18 protein-coding genes and 1 tRNA gene are annotated in these 17,592 nt (G+C 58.8%); 12 read left to right on the forward strand and 7 right to left on the reverse strand.

Annotated features, from left to right (window positions below):
* The first annotated feature begins 10 nt into the window (after positions 1 to 10).
* From tolR to AC07W7_RS17125, 8 genes are all read left to right on the forward strand, one after another.
* Positions 11 to 463 (forward strand): protein TolR, encoded by a 453-nt coding sequence (gene tolR, locus AC07W7_RS17090; RefSeq protein WP_162473200.1) that lies wholly within the window; start codon positions 11 to 13, stop codon positions 461 to 463.
* Positions 463 to 1,536, forward strand: a complete 1,074-nt coding sequence (gene tolA / locus AC07W7_RS17095) for a cell envelope integrity protein TolA (protein ID WP_076961913.1) — start codon at positions 463 to 465, stop codon at positions 1,534 to 1,536. Before tolR ends, tolA begins: the two co-directional genes overlap by 1 nt.
* A gap of 17 nt (positions 1,537 to 1,553) precedes the next feature.
* Entirely contained in the window at positions 1,554 to 2,834 is a 1,281-nt protein-coding gene (tolB, locus tag AC07W7_RS17100) for a Tol-Pal system beta propeller repeat protein TolB (protein ID WP_154220440.1), read from the forward strand.
* Between the two features lie 55 nt (positions 2,835 to 2,889).
* Positions 2,890 to 3,390 carry a peptidoglycan-associated lipoprotein Pal gene (gene pal / locus AC07W7_RS17105; RefSeq protein ID WP_029300299.1) on the forward strand — a complete coding sequence of 167 codons (501 nt, stop codon included), beginning with the start codon at positions 2,890 to 2,892 and terminating at the stop codon, positions 3,388 to 3,390.
* A 6-nt stretch (positions 3,391 to 3,396) separates the two neighbouring features.
* On the forward strand, positions 3,397 to 4,221 hold the full coding sequence (ybgF, locus tag AC07W7_RS17110) for a tol-pal system protein YbgF (RefSeq protein WP_076961914.1): 825 nt from the start codon (positions 3,397 to 3,399) through the stop codon (positions 4,219 to 4,221).
* A gap of 165 nt (positions 4,222 to 4,386) precedes the next feature.
* Positions 4,387 to 5,034, forward strand: a complete 648-nt coding sequence (gene queE, locus AC07W7_RS17115) for a 7-carboxy-7-deazaguanine synthase QueE (protein WP_057441364.1) — start codon at positions 4,387 to 4,389, stop codon at positions 5,032 to 5,034.
* 1 nt (position 5,035) lies between these two features.
* Positions 5,036 to 5,725 carry a 7-cyano-7-deazaguanine synthase QueC gene (queC, locus tag AC07W7_RS17120; protein WP_076961915.1) on the forward strand — a complete coding sequence of 230 codons (690 nt, stop codon included), beginning with the start codon at positions 5,036 to 5,038 and terminating at the stop codon, positions 5,723 to 5,725.
* 63 nt (positions 5,726 to 5,788) lie between these two features.
* A tRNA-Lys gene (locus AC07W7_RS17125) sits at positions 5,789 to 5,864 on the forward strand.
* A 260-nt stretch (positions 5,865 to 6,124) separates the two neighbouring features.
* Here AC07W7_RS17125 and AC07W7_RS17130 read toward each other — a convergent pair.
* The 6 genes from AC07W7_RS17130 to AC07W7_RS17155 form a co-directional block, all read right to left on the reverse strand.
* Positions 6,125 to 6,319, reverse strand: coding sequence for a DUF3077 domain-containing protein (locus AC07W7_RS17130; protein WP_495039752.1), 195 nt, complete (start codon positions 6,317 to 6,319; stop codon positions 6,125 to 6,127).
* Positions 6,320 to 6,333: 14 nt separating this feature from the next.
* Positions 6,334 to 7,164, reverse strand: coding sequence for an alpha/beta fold hydrolase (locus tag AC07W7_RS17135; RefSeq protein WP_495039746.1), 831 nt, complete (start codon positions 7,162 to 7,164; stop codon positions 6,334 to 6,336).
* Between the two features lie 713 nt (positions 7,165 to 7,877).
* A complete protein-coding gene (locus AC07W7_RS17140) occupies positions 7,878 to 10,364 on the reverse strand; it encodes a TonB-dependent siderophore receptor (RefSeq protein WP_495039747.1) in 2,487 nt (828 codons plus the stop codon).
* Between the two features lie 115 nt (positions 10,365 to 10,479).
* A complete protein-coding gene (locus AC07W7_RS17145; RefSeq protein WP_495039748.1) occupies positions 10,480 to 11,448 on the reverse strand; it encodes a FecR domain-containing protein in 969 nt (322 codons plus the stop codon).
* Positions 11,424 to 11,936, reverse strand: coding sequence for a sigma-70 family RNA polymerase sigma factor (locus AC07W7_RS17150; RefSeq protein WP_083743117.1), 513 nt, complete (start codon positions 11,934 to 11,936; stop codon positions 11,424 to 11,426). Before AC07W7_RS17150 ends, AC07W7_RS17145 begins: the two co-directional genes overlap by 25 nt.
* 100 nt (positions 11,937 to 12,036) lie before the next feature.
* On the reverse strand, positions 12,037 to 12,867 hold the full coding sequence (locus AC07W7_RS17155; protein WP_495039749.1) for a hypothetical protein: 831 nt from the start codon (positions 12,865 to 12,867) through the stop codon (positions 12,037 to 12,039).
* Positions 12,868 to 13,050: 183 nt separating this feature from the next.
* Here AC07W7_RS17155 and AC07W7_RS17160 point away from each other — a divergent pair, with 183 nt between their 5' ends.
* Both AC07W7_RS17160 and AC07W7_RS17165 read left to right on the forward strand, forming a co-directional pair.
* Positions 13,051 to 13,455 (forward strand): antitoxin Xre-like helix-turn-helix domain-containing protein, encoded by a 405-nt coding sequence (locus tag AC07W7_RS17160; RefSeq protein ID WP_076964703.1) that lies wholly within the window; start codon positions 13,051 to 13,053, stop codon positions 13,453 to 13,455.
* Positions 13,449 to 14,141: an RES family NAD+ phosphorylase gene (locus tag AC07W7_RS17165; protein WP_495039750.1), complete on the forward strand. Its 693-nt coding sequence runs from the start codon at positions 13,449 to 13,451 to the stop codon at positions 14,139 to 14,141. Before AC07W7_RS17160 ends, AC07W7_RS17165 begins: the two co-directional genes overlap by 7 nt.
* Before the next feature lie 9 nt (positions 14,142 to 14,150).
* Here AC07W7_RS17165 and lldD read toward each other — a convergent pair whose 3' ends face one another.
* On the reverse strand, positions 14,151 to 15,293 hold the full coding sequence (lldD, locus tag AC07W7_RS17170) for an FMN-dependent L-lactate dehydrogenase LldD (RefSeq protein ID WP_236310078.1): 1,143 nt from the start codon (positions 15,291 to 15,293) through the stop codon (positions 14,151 to 14,153).
* Between the two features lie 108 nt (positions 15,294 to 15,401).
* Between lldD and AC07W7_RS17175 the strand changes: the two genes are divergently transcribed.
* Positions 15,402 to 16,295 carry a LysR family transcriptional regulator gene (locus AC07W7_RS17175; RefSeq protein ID WP_495039751.1) on the forward strand — a complete coding sequence of 298 codons (894 nt, stop codon included), beginning with the start codon at positions 15,402 to 15,404 and terminating at the stop codon, positions 16,293 to 16,295.
* 154 nt (positions 16,296 to 16,449) lie between these two features.
* A complete protein-coding gene (gene nadA, locus AC07W7_RS17180; protein ID WP_076964707.1) occupies positions 16,450 to 17,508 on the forward strand; it encodes a quinolinate synthase NadA in 1,059 nt (352 codons plus the stop codon).
* Positions 17,509 to 17,592 lie beyond the last annotated feature (84 nt).

Below are 17,592 nucleotides of genomic sequence, written 5' to 3' on the forward strand. Positions count from 1 at the left end.
AATGGCTTTAATCGCTCGAGCTCGCAAAAAGCGCAAGCCGGTCGCCGAGATGAACGTCGTGCCTTACATCGACGTGATGCTGGTGCTGCTGGTGATCTTCATGGTGACCGCGCCGATGCTCAATCAGGGTGTGAAGGTTGATCTGCCCAAGGTTTCCAGCGAAGCCTTGCCGCAGGACAACAACACCCAGGTCCTGACCATCTCGATCAAGGCTGACAAGACCTATTACTGGAACCTTGGCAGCGAAGTCGACACCCAGAAGCAACAGGACAAGGCCATGACCTTGCCGCAGATGACCGACGCCGTGACCAAAATCATTCGCGCCGGCAATGAAGGCGGCAAGCACACCCAGGTGTTCATCCGCGGTGACAAGTCGGTCGACTATGGCTCCGTCATGGGCGCCATGGGCGGGCTGCAGAAGGCCGGGGTCGGTAATGTTGGCTTGATTACCGAGGCGCCCTGATGCAGCAACAGCGAGAGCCGTCCGCCTCGGAAAGCTTCTTCTGGCCTAGCGTCTGGGCGATTGCCCTGCACGTTCTGGTGTTTGGCATGCTGTTTGTCAGCTTTGCCATGACCCCGGAGCTGCCGCCAGCCAAGCCGATCGTGCAGGCGACCCTGTATCAGCTGAAATCGAAAAGCCAGGCCACCACCCAGACCAATCAGAAGATTGCGGGTGAGGCCCAGAAGTCGGCTGCGCGCCAGACTGAAGTCGAACAGATGGAACAGAAAAAGGTCGAGCAGGAAGCGGTGAAGGCTGCTGCGGAACAAAAGAAAGAAGAGGCGGCTCAAAAGGCCGAAGAATCGAAAAAGGCTGACGAAGCGAAGAAGGCCGATGAGGCGAAAAAGGCTGATGAAGCCAAGAAAGCCGAGAAAGCCGCCGAAGCGAAAAAAGCCGAAGAGAAACAATTGGCTGATATAGCCAAGAAGAAATCTGAAGAAGAAGCCAAGAAAGCGGCTGAAGAAGAGGCCAAGAAAAAGGCCGCTGAAGAAGCCAAGAAAAAGATAGTCGAAGACGCGAAGAAGAAAGCCGCCGAAGACGCCAAGAAAAAAGCCGAAGCAGACGAGGCGAAGAAGAAAATCGCCGACGACGCGAAGAAGAAAGCTGCCGCCGACGCCTCCAAGAAAAAGGCCCAGGAAGCAGCACGCAAATCCGCCGAAGATAAAAAGGCCCAGGCCTTGGCAGATTTGCTTTCCGACACGCCGCAGCGTCAGCAGGCCCTGGCCGATGAGCGTGGTGATGAAGTCGCGGGCAGTTTCGACGATCTGATTCGCGCACGCGCAGCAGAAGGCTGGACACGTCCACCTTCGGCACGCAAAGGCATGACAGTCGTGCTGCAGATCGGCATGTTGCCGGACGGTACGGTGACTTCGGTCAGCGTGGCCAAGTCCAGTGGCGACGGTTCGTTCGACAGTTCGGCGGTTGCAGCGGTCAAGAATATTGGCCGCCTGACCGAGATGCAGGGAATGAAACCAAGCGACTTCGCTCCCTATCGTTCATTCAAGATGACATTCACACCTGAGGATCTAGCCTTGTGAGAAACCTTCTTCGAGGAATGCTTGTCGTTATTTGCTGTATGGCAGGGATAGCGGCGGCGGATGAAAAGAACATCCTGGTAACCAGCGGTAGCGATCGGGCCACCCCGATTGCGGTTGTACCGTTTGGCTGGCAGGGCGGCAGCGTGCTGCCGGACGATATGGCGGAAATCATTGGCAATGACCTGCGCAACTCGGGTTACTACGCGCCAATTCCGAAACAGAACATGATCAGCCAGCCGACCCAAGGCAGCGAAGTGATCTACCGTGACTGGAAAGCCCTGGGCGCCCAGTACCTGATGGTAGGTAGCATCGTGCCAGCGGGCGGTCGCCTGCAGGTGCAATACGCCCTGTTCAACGTGGCTACCGAGCAGCAAGTGCTGACCGGTAGCGTGTCGGGCAGCGTCGACCAACTGCGGGACATGGCGCACTACATCGCCGACCAATCGTTCGAGAAGCTGGTCGGTATCAAAGGTGCGTTCTCCACCCGCATCTTGTACGTGACGGCTGAGCGTTTCTCGGTGAACAACACCCGCTACACCTTGCAGCGTTCGGACTACGACGGTGCCCGTGCAGTGACCCTGTTGCAGTCACGCGAGCCGATCCTGTCGCCGCGTTTTGCCCCGGATGGCAAGCGTATCGCCTACGTGTCGTTTGAACAGAAGCGTCCGCGCATCTTCGTCCAGCACATCGACACCGGTCGCCGCGAGCAGATCACCAACTTTGAAGGCCTGAACGGCGCGCCAGCCTGGTCGCCGGATGGCAATCGCCTGGCATTTGTACTGTCCAAGGACGGTAACCCGGATATCTACGTGATGAACCTCGGTTCGCGCCAGATTACCCGTGTCACTTCCGGCCCTGGTATCAATACCGAGCCGTTCTGGGGCAAGGATGGTTCGACCATCTACTTCACCTCGGACCGTGGTGGCAAACCGCAAATCTACAAGAGCAGTGTTGGCGGTGGTGGTGCCGAACGTGTGACCTTTATCGGCAACTACAACGCCAATCCGAAGCTTTCGGCCGATGAAAAGACCCTGGTTATGATCCATCGCCAGGATGGCTTCACTAATTTCAAGGTTGCGGCCCAGGATTTGCAGCGCGGAAGTGTAAAAATCCTCACAGATAGCACTCTTGATGAGTCACCTACTGTTGCGCCCAACGGCACCATGGTAATCTACGCCACCCGCCAGCAGGGCCGGGGAGTCTTGATGCTCGTGTCCATTAATGGACGCGTAAGGCTCCCGCTTCCTACCGCACAAGGCGAAGTCAGAGAACCGTCCTGGTCCCCTTACCTGAACTGACGCGGCGCTACAAAAAGAAGTACTTAACACACTGGGGTTCATTAGGAGTTTCACGATGGAAATGCTGAAGTTTGGTAAGTTTGCTGCTCTGGCTCTGGCTCTGTCCGTAGCCGTTGGTTGCTCGTCTAAAGGCGGCGACAATGCCGGTGAAGGCGCAGCTGTTGATCCAAACGCTGGTTACGGCGCTAACACTGGTGCAGTTGACGGCTCCCTGAGCGAAGAAGCTGCTCTGCGCGCAATCACCACTTTCTACTTCGAATACGACAGTTCGGACCTGAAGCCAGAAGCCATGCGCGCTCTGGACGTTCACGCGAAAGACCTGAAAGGTAACGGCGCTCGCGTTGTTCTGGAAGGCAACACCGACGAACGTGGTACTCGTGAGTACAACATGGCACTGGGCGAGCGTCGTGCGAAAGCCGTTCAGCGTTACCTGGTACTGCAAGGTGTTTCCCCAGCTCAGCTGGAACTGGTTTCCTACGGTGAAGAGCGTCCAGTTGCTACCGGCAACGACGAGCAATCCTGGGCTCAAAACCGTCGCGTCGAACTGCGTAAGTAATTCGTCATGCGAACGTGCCGTCGTGTTGTAACCGTATTGGCTCTCAGCCTTGCACCGCTTGCGGTGTGGGCTGCGGTTCCCGTGGAAGATAGCAACTCTGGCTATAACAATAGTGGGAGCAGCTATCCACCTGCAGGTTATGGCACGAACGGCGCCTATGCGGGAGGAGCGGCCACGGCCGCTCCTTCGGCACAGGGCGAACTGTTCAACCAACTGCAACGCATGCAGGATCAATTGGCGCAGCAACAAGGCACCATTGAAGTTCTGCAAAATGAAGTGCGTCAGCTCAAGCAGGAAGGCCTGGAGCGTTACCAGGATCTTGACCGACGTATAGGAGCCGGCGCTACACCAGCCGCTACTCCTGATAATTCTTCTGCCGGTGGTGCCGCAAGCGCCGCCGGTGGCGCAGCCGCAGGTGCCACACAGGCCCCTGCCGCCAACAGCGAACCGGGTGATCCGGCGAAGGAAAAGCTGTATTACGACGCAGCCTTCGACCTGATCAAGGCCAAGGATTTCGACCGGGCCAGCAAGGCGTTCACCGCTTTCCTGGGGCGTTATCCAAACAGCCAATACGCGGGCAATGCCCAGTACTGGTTGGGTGAGGTCAACCTGGCCAAGGGTGATTTGCAGGGGGCAGGCCAGGCATTTGCCAAGGTCAGCCAGCTTTACCCCAAACACGCCAAGGTGCCTGATTCGTTGTACAAACTGGCTGATGTAGAGCGCCGCCTGGGTCATACCGACAAGGTCAAAGGCATTCTGCAACAGGTGGTGGCCCAGTACCCGGGTACCTCTGCTGCCCAGTTGGCCCAGCGCGATTTGCAGCGTTTGTAACCACTGCTGTTCCGCCTGGAAGAAACCCGCGCCTATCGCGGGTTTTTTCGTTAGAATCCACGCCCTTTTATGAAATACGCTTTTTGGGGTTCACGCTTTGCCGGGATCCCACAAAGTGCCTGACGGAGGCGGACAGCCTGTTTAGCTGTTACGCCCGTGGCGACTATGCAAGACACATTACGCATCACCGAAGTTTTTTACTCGTTACAGGGTGAAACGCGCACTGCCGGCCTGCCCACAGTATTTGTGCGCCTCACCGGCTGCCCGTTGCGCTGCCAGTACTGTGACAGCGCCTACGCTTTCAGTGGCGGCACCATTCGCACCCTCGACGACATCCTGGAGCAGGTTGCAGGCTTCCGGCCACGCTACGTCTGTGTAACAGGCGGTGAGCCCCTGGCCCAGCCCAATGCCATTCCTTTGCTCAAGCAGCTGTGTGACGCCGGTTACGAGGTGTCGCTGGAAACCAGCGGCGCCCTGGACATTTCCGCGGTCGATCCGCGTGTCAGCCGCGTGGTTGACCTGAAGACGCCGGACTCCAAGGAGGCGCATCGCAACCGTTATGAGAACATCGAGCTGCTGACCGCCAACGACCAGGTGAAGTTTGTCATTTGCTCGCGGGACGACTACGACTGGGCCAACTCCAAGCTGATCCAGTATGGCCTGGACCGACGCGCCGGCGAGGTGCTGTTCTCCCCCAGTCACCATGACTTGAACGCTCGCGACCTTGCTGATTGGGTGGTCGCGGACAACCTGCCGGTGCGCCTGCAATTGCAGCTGCATAAATACCTTTGGAACGACGAGCCAGGACGCTGAAATGACTGAACAAATCACTGACCAAAAACGTGCCGTAATCCTGCTGTCTGGCGGCCTCGACTCCGCCACCGTGGTGGCGATGGCCCGTGCCGAGGGCTACAGCTGCTACACCATGAGCTTCGACTATGGCCAGCGCTCTCATGCCGAATTGGACGCTGCCGCCCGTGTCGCCCGCGACCTTGGCGTGGTGGAGCACAAGGTGATCGGCCTGAACCTCAATGGCATTGGCGGCTCGGCCTTGACCGACAGCTCCATCGACGTGCCTGAGGCGCCCACTGAGGGCATCCCGGTCACCTATGTGCCGGCCCGTAACACCGTGTTCCTGTCGCTGGCCCTGGGCTGGGCAGAGGTGCTCAATGCCCGTGACATCTTTATCGGTGTCAACGCCGTGGACTACTCCGGCTACCCGGACTGCCGCCCAGAGTTCGTCGAGTCGTTCGAGCGCATGGCCAACCTGGCGACCAAGGCCGGCGTAGAAGGGCACGGCTTCCGTATCCAGGCGCCACTGCAAAACCTGAGCAAGGCCGATATCGTCAAGGCAGGTGTAAGGCTTGGTGTCGACTACTCGCTGACTGTTTCCTGCTACCAGGCAGATAATGACGGTCGTGCTTGTAGGAAATGTGACAGCTGCCGACTGCGTGCAGAAGGCTTCCAAGCGGCCGGAATTACTGACCCAACGCGTTATTTCTGATTTATTTAAAATAAGGTGTTGAATAATCCTTAGAAATCAGTATTATACGCGCCACCACACAGCGGGTCGTTAGCTCAGTTGGTAGAGCAGTTGGCTTTTAACCAATTGGTCGTAGGTTCGAATCCCACACGACCCACCATTTTTAGCGGTTTAGAAAATCCGGAAGGCCCACGCAAGTGAGGATTTCCGGGTTTTTTTTTGCCTTGTGCAAAGGCAAGCGTGGGGTTCTCTGAGGAGCGTGACGTACTGCTTACAGGTTAGACATGCAGCCGTCTGGAGCGAACAATAATTTCGCTACCGGGATGATGTCAATCTGCTGAAGATACCGTTTTTGTAGGGCAGTTAATGCCCGCATCCATTACCTTTCAGGTATTTCTGACAAAGCCTCGAGCGCCTTATTCAGGACGCGCGAGGCTCAGGTTTCGCCGGTACCATCGCCTGTTTCAGGTCATCCACAATCGCCTTCCCCATTTCGCACAGAGAGTGCGAAGCCCAAGCAGAGTGTTCTCCACGCGTATCCATAGATAGGTTTTTACCAACCCTCCGTAGCCAATGAAGTAGAGGAGGGGTGATATGGGCATACGGATGAGCGATCCTTCTCTAACCGCCTAACCTCTCACGAATGCGAGCAAGTCCGTATTGATTTGCTCGGCGTTTGTGGTGGGCATTCCATGGGGGAAGCCTGGGTAAGTGTTCAATGTGCTGTTAGAGAGCAGTTTGGCGGATAAAACCCCTGCGTTTTCATAAGGCACAATTTGATCATCTTCACCGTGCATGACTAGGACAGGTATGTTGATGCGCTTGAGGTCTTCGGTGAAGTCGGTCTGGGAAAAAGCCACGATCCCATCAAGATGTGCCTTCGCGCAACCCATCATGCCTTGCCGCCACCAGTTCCAAATGATGCCTTCAGATGCTATGGCTCCAGGACGGTTATAGCCATAGAACGGTCCAGCAGGCACGTCATAGTAAAACTGCGCACGGTTGGATTTCAGTTGTGCCTGCATGTCATCGAAAACTGACTTAGGTAATCCCCCGGGATTGCGGCCGGTCTGAACCATCAGTGGAGGCACAGCGCTAATGAGTGCTGCCTTCGAGACTCGATCCTCACCGTGACGCGCAATGTAGCGGACGACTTCGCCACCTCCAGTAGAGTGGCCGACATGCACGGCTCCCTGCACGCCAAGATGGTTAACTACGGCGGCCACGTCATCGGCGTAGTGGTCCATATCATGCCCGTCCCAGACCTGACTGGAGCGCCCGTGACCACGCCGGTCGTGGGCAATGACCCGATAGCCGTTAGCCAGGAAAAAGAGCATTTGCGCGTCCCAGTCGTCAGCACTGAGCGGCCACCCGTGATGGAAGAATATGACTTGGGCATCGCGTGGGCCCCAGTCTTTGTAAAAAATATCAACACCGTCCGGCGTAGTGACGTGCCCCATTTTTATATCTCCTGTTTAAACCCAAGCGTGATCGAAGAGTGTTCTGAGACTGCTCCTGCATGGCTATCAGGCGCGAGCCCATATACCAAGCCTTAAGTTGCCGCTTAAAAAGTGAGATGTGAAGAGGAAATTTCCTACACGGTTCTACTGCCTCGACCAAGTGTTTGAAGGTTGGGCCGTGGTGCACCTGGTCGAGTTGACGGGCAACGATACACCTACGGCGAGGGTGTGTTGGGGGCAGCCCATAGTCCGATGGGGCTGCACGAGCCTGAGCGTCGCGAAACGATTGCTGATTGGCTGAAGCGAGATTCTGAAGACTGGAAAAGTGGAAATATCATTTTATTGATAAGGCATGAAGAGCGCTGCGACCGTTCAAGCAACCCATCCTTGGGGTCCGAGGATGGAATTACACTGCTTGGAAGCCAGAAAGCAAAAGAAACAGGCGCTCGTATACAATCATATTTTTGGAAAGTTAAATCCTGCCGATGTTCCTGAATAACTCGATAGATTCACTTTGCTTTTGCTAAGCACATGTCGCCGCCCCATATGTATCCATCACCGCATCCTCCACCGACCTGCCGGAGAGAGATCGAGAACAACGCGGAGTACCAGCCCCCGCGTTATCGTCGATGATTTTTACTGCGATGCGGCGACCCGACCAGCTCACTCCTACGGTGCACCGCTAACCCTCGGACAAACGCTCTACTGCCCCTTCAAAGTTCCCAGCGTACCGTCACCATTGCATTACGCGGTGCGCCATACAGGTTGTTGCCGTAATCAGTGTTGGCGCTGATGGCCTGATAGTAATGAGTGTCGAAGACGTTGTTCAGGTTCAGGCGCACATCGACGTTCTCTGACGCTTTGTAGCTGGCCATCAGGTCAGTCACGGTGTAAGCCTTCTGCTCTATGCGGTAAGCGTGCGGCGGCGGTGCGTCAGCACTGTTGGTGCCTTTTTTGTAGATCGTGTTCTGCCGGTAAAGACCGCCACCGATGGTCCAGCGATTGAGGTCTCCGGGCAGTTGGTAGCGGGTGAATGCCTTGAAGATATGGCGAGGGGTGTCGGTGCTGAACAGTCGTCCGACGTTGTCCGGGTTGCTGTCCTTGGTGTACTTGGCCGAGGAATAGGTATAACCGGCACCCAATTCCCAGCCGGGTGCAGGAGAACCGTTGATTTCCAGCTCAAGACCTTCGCTGCGCACTGCGCCCGCCGCCTCATAACAGGTGGTTCCCCTGGGCGTGCAGAGGTTGCGATTGAGTTCCTTGGCGCGATTTTCCTGATCAATGCGGAAGATCGCCGCACTGGCATTCAGGCTGGCGTCAAAGTACTCACCCTTGAGGCCGATCTCGTAGTTTTTGCCTTCGATGGGCTTGAGTGCGTTGTTCTGCGCGTCGAGTTCGGTCTGTGGGCGGAAGATGTCGGTGTAGCTGACATACACCGAGTGATGGGCGTCCAGGTCATAAATGGCGCCGGCATAGCGTGTGAGGTGGCGGGTGACTTTGTTCGGCAGGCTACTGGCGGAAGATTTACCTTCCCAGCGTGTGTCCACGTCGTATTCGTACCAGTCCAGGCGCCCGCCGAGGATAAGTTTCAGGTCGTCGGAGAGGTTCAGGCGCGTGGTGATGTAGGTGCCTTCCTGCTGGCTGGTGCGGTGTTGGGTCCAGGGCGTGGCGCTGACGTCCGGCTTGGGGATGCCAGTGGGGCGGTACAGGTTGGTGTTGGTCTCGACATCGATGGGCAAGCCTTTGCCATTGAATGTCAGCTCGCGCCTGCTGGCGCCCACCACCAGTTCATGGGTGCGGCCGAACAGCGAGAACGGGCCGCTGACATAACCGTCGTAGCTGTTCTGTTGGTCTTTGTACTCATACCTGCCGATGTTCTGCCCCCACTCAACGAAGTCGCTTTGCCAGGTTCGCATCGGGATGGAACCGAGCATATTTAATTGCGACCAGCTTTTGCTGGCAGACAGGAGCATTTTCCAGTTATTGGCAAAACGGTACTCCAGGCGGCTGAAGGCGGTGGTGTTGTCCTGGTCCCAGTATTCCCAAGTGCTGCCCAGGTAGGTCGAGCGCTTGAGGTGCAGGTCGCTGCCATCGCGGGCAACCGGCAAACCACCCCAGGAGTCGTTGTTGTTGGCATCCTGGTTGGAGGCGCCGAAGGTAAAGGTTGTGTCTTCATTCAGGTCAGCCTCGGTAATGGCATAGAATACCGAGCGCTCGGCGCTGACGAAGTCCTGGAAGCTGTCCTTGGACTGGTAGGCCGTCACCACCCGGCCGCGTAAGGTGCCGCTCTCGTTGAGCGCGCTGGACGCATCGAACTCGGTGCGGTAGTTATCCCAACTGCCGGCACTGCCGGTGACGGTGACACGCGGCGTGGCAGTTGGACGCTTGCGGATCATGTTGACCGCCGCCGCCGGGTTGCCTGAGCCTTGCATCAGCCCGGTGGCTCCGCGTACCACTTCCACCCGGTCAAAGATCGCCATGTCGGGGCTGGAGTTCATGTCACGGCTGAGGTAATGGGACAGGTCGTTGGACAGGCCATCGGTCATCAGGTTTTCGACGGTAAACCCGCGGGAGTAGAACGTTGCACGGTGTGGACCGGCCTTGGTCACGGCAATGCCGGGGGTGTTCTTGAGGACATCCTCCAGGCTGCGCATGTTCTGGTCATCCATGCGCTGGCGGGTGATGACCGTGATCGATTGCGGGGTTTCGCGGCTGGATAGCGCGAGTTTGGTCGCCGTTGCCATCGGGCCCGTGGTGTAGGAACCGGTGTCCTCGGTCGTATCTCCCAGGGCCGCGCCGCTGATGGTGGTCGCACCGAGTTCCAGCGTCGAGTCGCTGGGTATCTTGACCAGGCTGTAGCGTCCCACGCCCTCTTGACGCGCCTGCAGCCCGCTGTGGGCCAGCAGTCGGGCGATGCCTTCGTCAAACGAGTAGTGGCCCTGGATGCCCGGTGTGGTCAGGCCCTGGGTTTGCGTCGAACCGAACGACAAGGTCACGCCGCTGGCGGCGGCGAACTGACTGAGCGCGATATCGAGCGGCCCGGCCGCGATAGTGTATTGGGCCCGTTCAGGGGCTTGCTGTGCCCAGGTTGGCGGGATGACTGCGCATGCGCACAGCGTCCCGGCGAAGCTCATGCGCAATAACCTCGAATTGAGGTGCAGCCGCAACGCGGCACTGTGAAGGGGGCGTGGGTGGCTCATATGACTTCCTATGCCGTTGCAGTAAAGGCGGCTGATTAACCGCTCTACTTGATGAGCCGAACGAAAAAAGCAATCGGCAAGGAGATCTGCCTGGTTTATTCGCCGTCAGGCGCGATTACGCTTCTATGCGCGCCCAATACCGTGAGAAGTGGCGAACCTTCACGGGCAACGAGACCTGCAGGTTGGCCAGGATGCCGTCGATATCGTCGAGGCGGAACGCGCCGGAAATTCTCAAGTCCCTGACCTCATCGGCGCACCCCAGGTAGCCGACCCGATAGCGGGCCAGTTCGCCGACAAAGTCGCCCAGTCGCCAGTCGATAGCCACCAATAGACCTTGGGTCCAGGCGCTGCTATCGGCAGTGGCCGGGCGCAGGTTGCCGAGTTGGGATGAGCCGAAGGTCAGTGCCTGGCCTTCGTCCACGCGTTGTATGTGCTGTGGTGTGTCACGGGGGCGTACTTCGACGGCGTGTTGTTGTACGTGCACGCTGCTCAAGCCTGGCAGCAGGCGCACGTCGAAACGGGTGCCCAGGGCCCGTATGCGACCCTGGGGTGTTTCCACCGATAAGGGGCGAGCGGGCAACCGGTCTGTTGCGGTGGTGACCAGGATTTCGCCGCGGCGCAGCAGGATCAACCGCTCCTGTGCGTTATAGGCGATATCGACTCGGGTGTCGGTGTTCAACTCCAGGCGGCTGCCGTCCGGCAGCGTTACCTGGCGCCGCTCTCCGGTGCGGGTGGCGAAGTCGGTGTGGTAGGGCGAGAGTCGATACCCGGCCAACACCGTCGCGCCAGCGGCCAGCACCAGCAGCATCTTGAGGCCCTGGCGGCGCTGGACGCCCATCTGCGACAAGATCGGCAACGCGACGTCCCGGGGCACCCCGCAGAGTTGTTGCTGGAGCTTTTCGATCCGGGCCCAGGCCTTGACGTGCTCGGGGTCAGCGCCAAGCCAGTCTTGCCACGCCAGGTGTTGTTCGGGGCTGACATCGGCGTCGTTGAGCGTCAGATACCACTGCACCGCTGCCTGCAGCTGGGCCGTGGAGGGCGGGCCAACCTGTGGGCTGCTCAATCGTCCATCAACCGGATGCATTGCATCATCGCCTTGCCCAGGTGATTTTTTATCGTGGTCACCGACAGGCCCAGTTGCCTGCCGACTTGCACATAACTCAGGCCTTCGAGCTGGACCAGGAGGAAAATCTGCCGGGTTCGCGCGCCGAGGCCATCGAGCAGTGCATCAATGGCCAGCAGGGATTCGATGATCAAGTGATAGGTTTCCGGGGAAACCTCAAGCGGCTCGGGCCGGGCGGCAAGCACTTCCAGGTAGGCCCGTTCCAGGGTTTGCCGGCGGGCCTTATCGATCATCAGGCCGCGGGCAATGGTTACCAGGTAGTGCCGTGGCTCGCGCAGGACGGGCAACTGGCGCAGGGTGAGCATGCGCATAAAGGTGTCCTGGGCCAGGTCAGCGGCATCGGCGCTGTTGCCAACGCGGTTGCAGAGCCACCCTTTTAGCCAGCCGTGGTGCTTTCCGTAGAGATGCTCGATATCCATTGGCGTTGAAGGTTTGATCCCGACGTCCATCAGCTTGATCGCCACAAATGATAATGTCTCGCATTATTACCTTTGGGGCTATTTATGACAATTGGCTATCCGTCCCTTGGGGGAGGTGGGGCTTGGTTGTTTATTTCGTAGCGCTGCGTCCATTCATCCACGGGCTGTAGTCCACCTGCACATAACCCAGGGGCAGGCCTTGAGGGTAGTTGGCAAACCCCGGCATCTGCCGCAGGTCCAGCCGTTTGCACTGCGTGACGAGGCGTTGTTGCAATGCGCTATCGACCTTGAAGCCCTGTGAGCGGTACGGGCTCTGATTCAGGTTGACCATGCACTCACTCACTTTGCCCTGTGCATCGGCGATGAGGTGGAAGCTGGCGACGCCAATGCTCTGGACGTTATGCCCGATAAACAGTTGTTCACGGAAGAAACGGATCTGCCGGTAGAGGTCGACCCGCTGGTTCTGCCACCGTTGCTGTTCTTCCGAAAGCCCGATCATAGGGCTGAACACCATGGGCGCGACAATCACCTGGGTGTCCTTGGCATCGGTGAAAGCCTTGGGCGAGACCTCAGGAAACAGGGTGGTCCAGCACAATTCGGTGACCAGTTGGGCCAGCTTGGCCTGGCGCTGGTTGTTCTGGCTCATGTTGGGCAGTAGGGTCCCGCGTTTGACTGAGCAGTCCACCACGTGGTTCTGCGCGTCAACGGTCATGATCAGGTTCATCACGCCTGTCAGCCCCTGTTCATTGGCGGCCAGGGCATAGCTGCGCAGTATCGTTTGGAATGTGGTGGTGAATTTTTCGTACTTCTGTTGTTCCAGTGCCTGTTCTGCCGCCGAGGCTGCTGCCTGCTCTGGCGTTTGGCTCTGGCAGCCGGACAGTGACAGCAGGCTTGCACCGAACAAGGCCAGCAGCCAGCGGGACGAAGAAGACGGGTTGAATTCCATTTCTTGGGGGCTCATACACAAATAGATGGGAAAGTTAGACGGGAACCATTCTCACCCATCAGGCGGTAAAGTGCGATTTGAAATCAAAAAAAGCATTTCACTGGGGCTTTTGGTTGTAAGGGCTGATGTACGCTGATTTGCTCTATAGACTCACTTTATCTATATTTGAATCTGTAGATTTATTTTGAGGTGGCAACCATGAGCCTGGCCCTCCAAGCACAACCCTTCACCCGGGAGCAATGCGTCGCCGGACTCCGGGCGGCGGTGAGCATCCTGGAGAAATGGCAGGCCAGCAGCGAGCAGGCCTGCCGCATCCTGCGGATCTCGCGCAGCACCTACACCCGTGCCCGGCAGCGCGATGTCGCGTGGTCCGTGAGCCTGGATTCCGACCAGATGCAGCGCATCAGCTTCGTGTTGAACATCCACGCCACGCTGCGCATGGTGTTCGATAACCCCGAGAATGTGTATGGCTTTGCCGCGATGGCCAACGACAACGCGTTTTTCAACGGGCGTTCGCCCCTGGAGATCATGGCCCAGGGCGATATGATTTCCCTGTACGAGACCTTCCGTCACATCGATGTGTTACGTGGCGCGCAATGGTGAGGGTGAGCCAGTTGGGCGATTTGCCCGCGGGGCAGTTGCAGGCCTATCGCCTGGTCAATTCCAAATTCCCGCCGATTGCGTTGTTTGACGATGTGGCGGATGCCGATGAATTTGAGGCGCTTTATCAGATCCAGGCCCTGACCAACCCGCGGCTGGGCAATGAAGTCGGTCGAATCGAGCTGATACCTCGTAGGGAAATCCCCTTTGGGATCGTGGGATGTTCCTACGCGATTGCACCGTTCACCCACGTCAATCCGGCAGGATCGCGTTTCAGTGATGGGCGCTTTGGCGTGTTGTACCTGGCGGCCACGGTCGAGACCGCGCTGGCCGAGGTGCGTCATCACCAGAACCAGTACTGGTCCGGGGTCCACGGCCTTAACTATGAACGCTTTGTCTTTCGCGGGCTGTCCTGCACCTTTGCCGGCGACGCCATGAAGGACGCGACGTCGATGCCGATGAGCGACCCGATCTACGACCCAGACGACTACAGCCACGCCCAGCGCCTGGGCGGCGCGCTGAAGAAGGCCGGTTGTCCCGGCCTTCGTTACCGGTCAGTACGCTCGGAGGGCGACCACTGCTGGGCGTTGCTGAGCCCCAGGCCGGTGTTGTCGATGGTCCAGGCCGCCCATTACGAGATGGTCTGGAATGGGCAAATCACCAGTGTCAGCAAGATCAGCGAAGCCTGAGGCTCGGGGTCAGATCTTTCCGCGAACCAGGATCGACTCATCGATCTGTGCAATGGACGTGACCCCGGTCAGGGTCATGGCCACGCGCATTTCCTTGGCAAAGATATCCAACAGGTTTTCCACGCCACGTTGGCCATCGGCGGCCAGCGCGTAGGCGGGTGCTCGTCCCAGCAATACGCCCCGGGCGCCGAGGGCGAGCATGCGTACCACATCCAGCCCCGAACGCACCCCGGAGTCCACCAGTACCGTGAGGTCGCTGCCAACCGCTTGGGCGATCTCGGGCAAGGCCTTGGCGGTGGACAGCACGCCATCGAGTTGGCGGCCGCCGTGGTTGGACACCACGATGCCGTCGGCACCAAAGCTCACCGCATCCTTGGCGTCCTGTGGGTCGAGGATGCCCTTGATGATCATCGGGCCCTTCCAGAATTCACGGATCCACTCCAGGTCCTTCCAACTGATGGAGGGGTCGAAATTGGTGGCCAGCCAGCCGATGTAGTCTTCAAGGTGGGTCGGTTTGCCCAGGTATCTGGAGATATTGCCCAGGTCATGCGGGCGCCCCATCAGCCCCACATCAAACGCCCAGGCCGGTTTGCTCACGGCCTGCAACATACGCCGCTGGGCGGCGTACGGGCCGGACATGCCGGAGTGGGCATCGCGGTAGCGGGCGCCGGGGGTGGGCATGTCGACGGTGAACACCAGGGTTTTCACCCCGGCGGCTTGCGCACGCTCCAGGGCGTTCTTCATGAAGCCGCGGTCTTTCAACACATACAGTTGGAACCAGATCGACTGTGCGGTCTGGGACGCCACTTCCTCGATCGGGCACACGGACACGGTCGACAGGCAAAAAGGCACGCCTTTATTGGTTGCCGCGTTGGCCACCTGCACTTCCCCGCGCCGGGCAAACATGCCGGTCAGGCCCACCGGGCTCATGACCACCGGCATCGCCAGCGGTTGGTCGAACAGGGTGGTCTCCAGGCTCAGGCTCTCGACATTGCGCAGCACGCGCTGGCGCAGGCTGATATCTGCCAGGTCCGCACTGTTGGCCTTGAGGGTGTGCTCGGCGTACGCGCCCCCGTCAATGTAGTCGAACAGGAAGCGCGGCAGTTTGCAGCGTGCGGCTTCGCGGTAATCCGATGCGGACGAAATGATCATGAACAGTGAGGCCCCGGAATAAAGAAAACGGTGGGTGGAGGATAGTCAAAGGCATTCCATGGTAAAAACAACTTTTACAACTTCATTCAAGTCGCAAATGGAATAGTCATGAACCTGCGAACCCTGCGAGCCTTTGTCGAAGTGGTGCGCCAAGGCAGTTTCTCACAAGCGGCCGAGATGGTTTCGCTGACGCAATCGAGTGTCAGCAAAGCGGTCAAGACGCTGGAGGAGGAGTTGGGCACGCCGTTGTTCAGCCGTATCGGTCATAAGAGCGAACTGACAGCCGCCGGTGAGATTGCCTACCGCCGCGCCCTGGTGTTGCTGGCCGAGCGCAGCGACCTGGTGGCCGAGATCAATGACCTGCTGGGGCTCAAGCGCGGCGTGTTGCGCATTGGCTTGCCGCCGGTGGGCAGTGGTGAATTGTTTGCGGCAATGTTTGCCGTGTACCGCCAGCGTTACCCGCAGATCGAGATCGAGCTGATCGAGCACGGCAGCAAGAAGCTGGGCGAGTGCTTGCAAGCGGGGGAGGTGGATGTGGCCGCCCTGCTGGTGCCGGTGGAGGGCGAGTTTGAGTATCAGGACGTACGGGTCGAGCCGTTGATGGTCGTGCTGCCCAGCAGCCACCCCTTGGCGGGGCGCAACAGTGTGGATTTTTCGGACCTGTCCGACTCGCCTTTCATACTATTCGAGGCCGGGTTTGCCCTGAATCGCATCATTCTTTCCGCCTGCGAGCGCCGGGGCGTCTCGCCGAAGGTTTCGGTGCGCAGCGCCCAGATCGACTTTATCGTCGACCTGGTGGGCGCGGGCCTGGGCGTCGCCTTCCTGCCGCGGATGCTGGCCTACAAGCACCTGCATGCCGGCATTGCCTTGATATCCCTGGATGAGCCCCAGACCGACTGGCATATCGCCCTGACCTGGCGGCGTAATGCTCATTTGCCGCCGGCAGCGCGGGCCTGGCTGGACCTGGCCAGGGAAATGGGCAATGTTCCTGTGCCATATTAGGCTTTTGAATCCAATCGATATTCTGTAGCCTTGCGCAGCTTCACCTTAACCCGTGCTTGATGAACACAATCACTTCGTCCGGCGGCGCCCGAAGGGCTCCAGAGCCGGTGGTACACTCGACTTTCGCGCAACTGCGCCTGCAGGTCTTGCGAACATGACGCAAATTTCCGAACGCCTTCTGGTTCAAGCCCACCTCGATGCCAAGCAACCCAAGGTGCTCAGTGCCGAGGAAGAGGCAAGCTTACGTTCTGCCATTGCTGCCGAGCTCAAGGCTCAAGACGCGGTGCTGGTGGCGCACTTTTACTGCGACCCGGTGATTCAGGCCCTGGCCGAAGAAACCGGCGGTTGTGTTTCCGACTCCCTGGAAATGGCCCGCTTCGGCGCCGCCCACCCGGCCAAGACCGTACTGGTCGCCGGCGTGCGCTTCATGGGCGAGACGGCGAAAATCCTTACCCCTGAAAAACGCATCCTGATGCCGACCCTGGAAGCCACCTGCTCCCTGGACCTGGGTTGCCCGGTGGACGAGTTTTCGGCGTTCTGCGACCAGCACCCGGAGCGCACCGTGGTGGTGTATGCCAACACTTCGGCGGCGGTCAAGGCTCGTGCGGACTGGGTGGTGACTTCCAGCTGCGCCCTGGAAATCGTCGAAAGCCTGATGGATAACGGCGAAACCATTATCTGGGGCCCGGACAAACACCTGGGCACCTATATCCAGCGCCAGACCGGTGCCGACATGCTGCTGTGGGACGGTGCCTGCATCGTCCATGAAGAGTTCAAGTCCAAGCAGCTGGAAGACATGAAGGCGCTGTACCCGGACGCGGCGATCCTGGTGCACCCGGAGTCGCCGACCTCGGTCATCGAGTTGGCCGACGCCGTGGGTTCCACCAGCCAGTTGATTGCGGCGGCGCAGCGCTTGCCGAACAAGACATTCATCGTTGCCACTGACCGCGGCATTTTCTACAAAATGCAGCAACTGTGCCCGGACAAGGTGTTTGTCGAGGCGCCCACCGCCGGTAACGGCGCAGCGTGCCGCAGTTGCGCGCACTGCCCGTGGATGGCGATGAATACCCTGGAGCGCACGTTGCAATGCCTGCGGGAAGGGAGCAACGAGATCTTCGTCGAACCCTCGTTGATCCCCCATGCCGTGCGCCCGCTCAAGCGCATGCTGGACTTTACCCAGGCGGCACGCCTGAAGCTGGCGGGCAACGCCTGATCCATGCCTGACGCAGTAAAAGTGTGGGAGCGGGCTTGCTCGCGATGGCGGTGTGTCAGTCAGCACATGTACTGACTGACACAC

It is taken from the genome of Pseudomonas sp. GW821-FHT01D09, from assembly GCF_059422465.1.

Excerpts from the sequence above, each read along its gene's own strand:
- AC07W7_RS17135 (WP_495039746.1), bottom strand. The coding sequence starts at position 7,164 with ATGGGGCACGTCACTACGCCGGACGGTGTTGATATTTTTTACAAAGAC.
- ybgF (WP_076961914.1), top strand. The coding sequence starts at position 3,397 with ATGCGAACGTGCCGTCGTGTTGTAACCGTATTGGCTCTCAGCCTTGCA.
- nadA (WP_076964707.1), top strand. The coding sequence starts at position 16,450 with ATGACGCAAATTTCCGAACGCCTTCTGGTTCAAGCCCACCTCGATGCC.
- pal (WP_029300299.1), top strand. The coding sequence starts at position 2,890 with ATGGAAATGCTGAAGTTTGGTAAGTTTGCTGCTCTGGCTCTGGCTCTG.
- AC07W7_RS17160 (WP_076964703.1), top strand. The coding sequence starts at position 13,051 with ATGAGCCTGGCCCTCCAAGCACAACCCTTCACCCGGGAGCAATGCGTC.
- tolA (WP_076961913.1), top strand. The coding sequence starts at position 463 with ATGCAGCAACAGCGAGAGCCGTCCGCCTCGGAAAGCTTCTTCTGGCCT.
- lldD (WP_236310078.1), bottom strand. The coding sequence starts at position 15,293 with ATGATCATTTCGTCCGCATCGGATTACCGCGAAGCCGCACGCTGCAAA.
- queE (WP_057441364.1), top strand. The coding sequence starts at position 4,387 with ATGCAAGACACATTACGCATCACCGAAGTTTTTTACTCGTTACAGGGT.
- tolB (WP_154220440.1), top strand. The coding sequence starts at position 1,554 with ATGCTTGTCGTTATTTGCTGTATGGCAGGGATAGCGGCGGCGGATGAA.
- AC07W7_RS17140 (WP_495039747.1), bottom strand. The coding sequence starts at position 10,364 with ATGAGCCACCCACGCCCCCTTCACAGTGCCGCGTTGCGGCTGCACCTC.
- queC (WP_076961915.1), top strand. The coding sequence starts at position 5,036 with ATGACTGAACAAATCACTGACCAAAAACGTGCCGTAATCCTGCTGTCT.
- AC07W7_RS17150 (WP_083743117.1), bottom strand. The coding sequence starts at position 11,936 with ATGGACGTCGGGATCAAACCTTCAACGCCAATGGATATCGAGCATCTC.
- AC07W7_RS17155 (WP_495039749.1), bottom strand. The coding sequence starts at position 12,867 with ATGAGCCCCCAAGAAATGGAATTCAACCCGTCTTCTTCGTCCCGCTGG.
- AC07W7_RS17175 (WP_495039751.1), top strand. The coding sequence starts at position 15,402 with ATGAACCTGCGAACCCTGCGAGCCTTTGTCGAAGTGGTGCGCCAAGGC.
- AC07W7_RS17145 (WP_495039748.1), bottom strand. The coding sequence starts at position 11,448 with ATGCATCCGGTTGATGGACGATTGAGCAGCCCACAGGTTGGCCCGCCC.
- AC07W7_RS17165 (WP_495039750.1), top strand. The coding sequence starts at position 13,449 with ATGGTGAGGGTGAGCCAGTTGGGCGATTTGCCCGCGGGGCAGTTGCAG.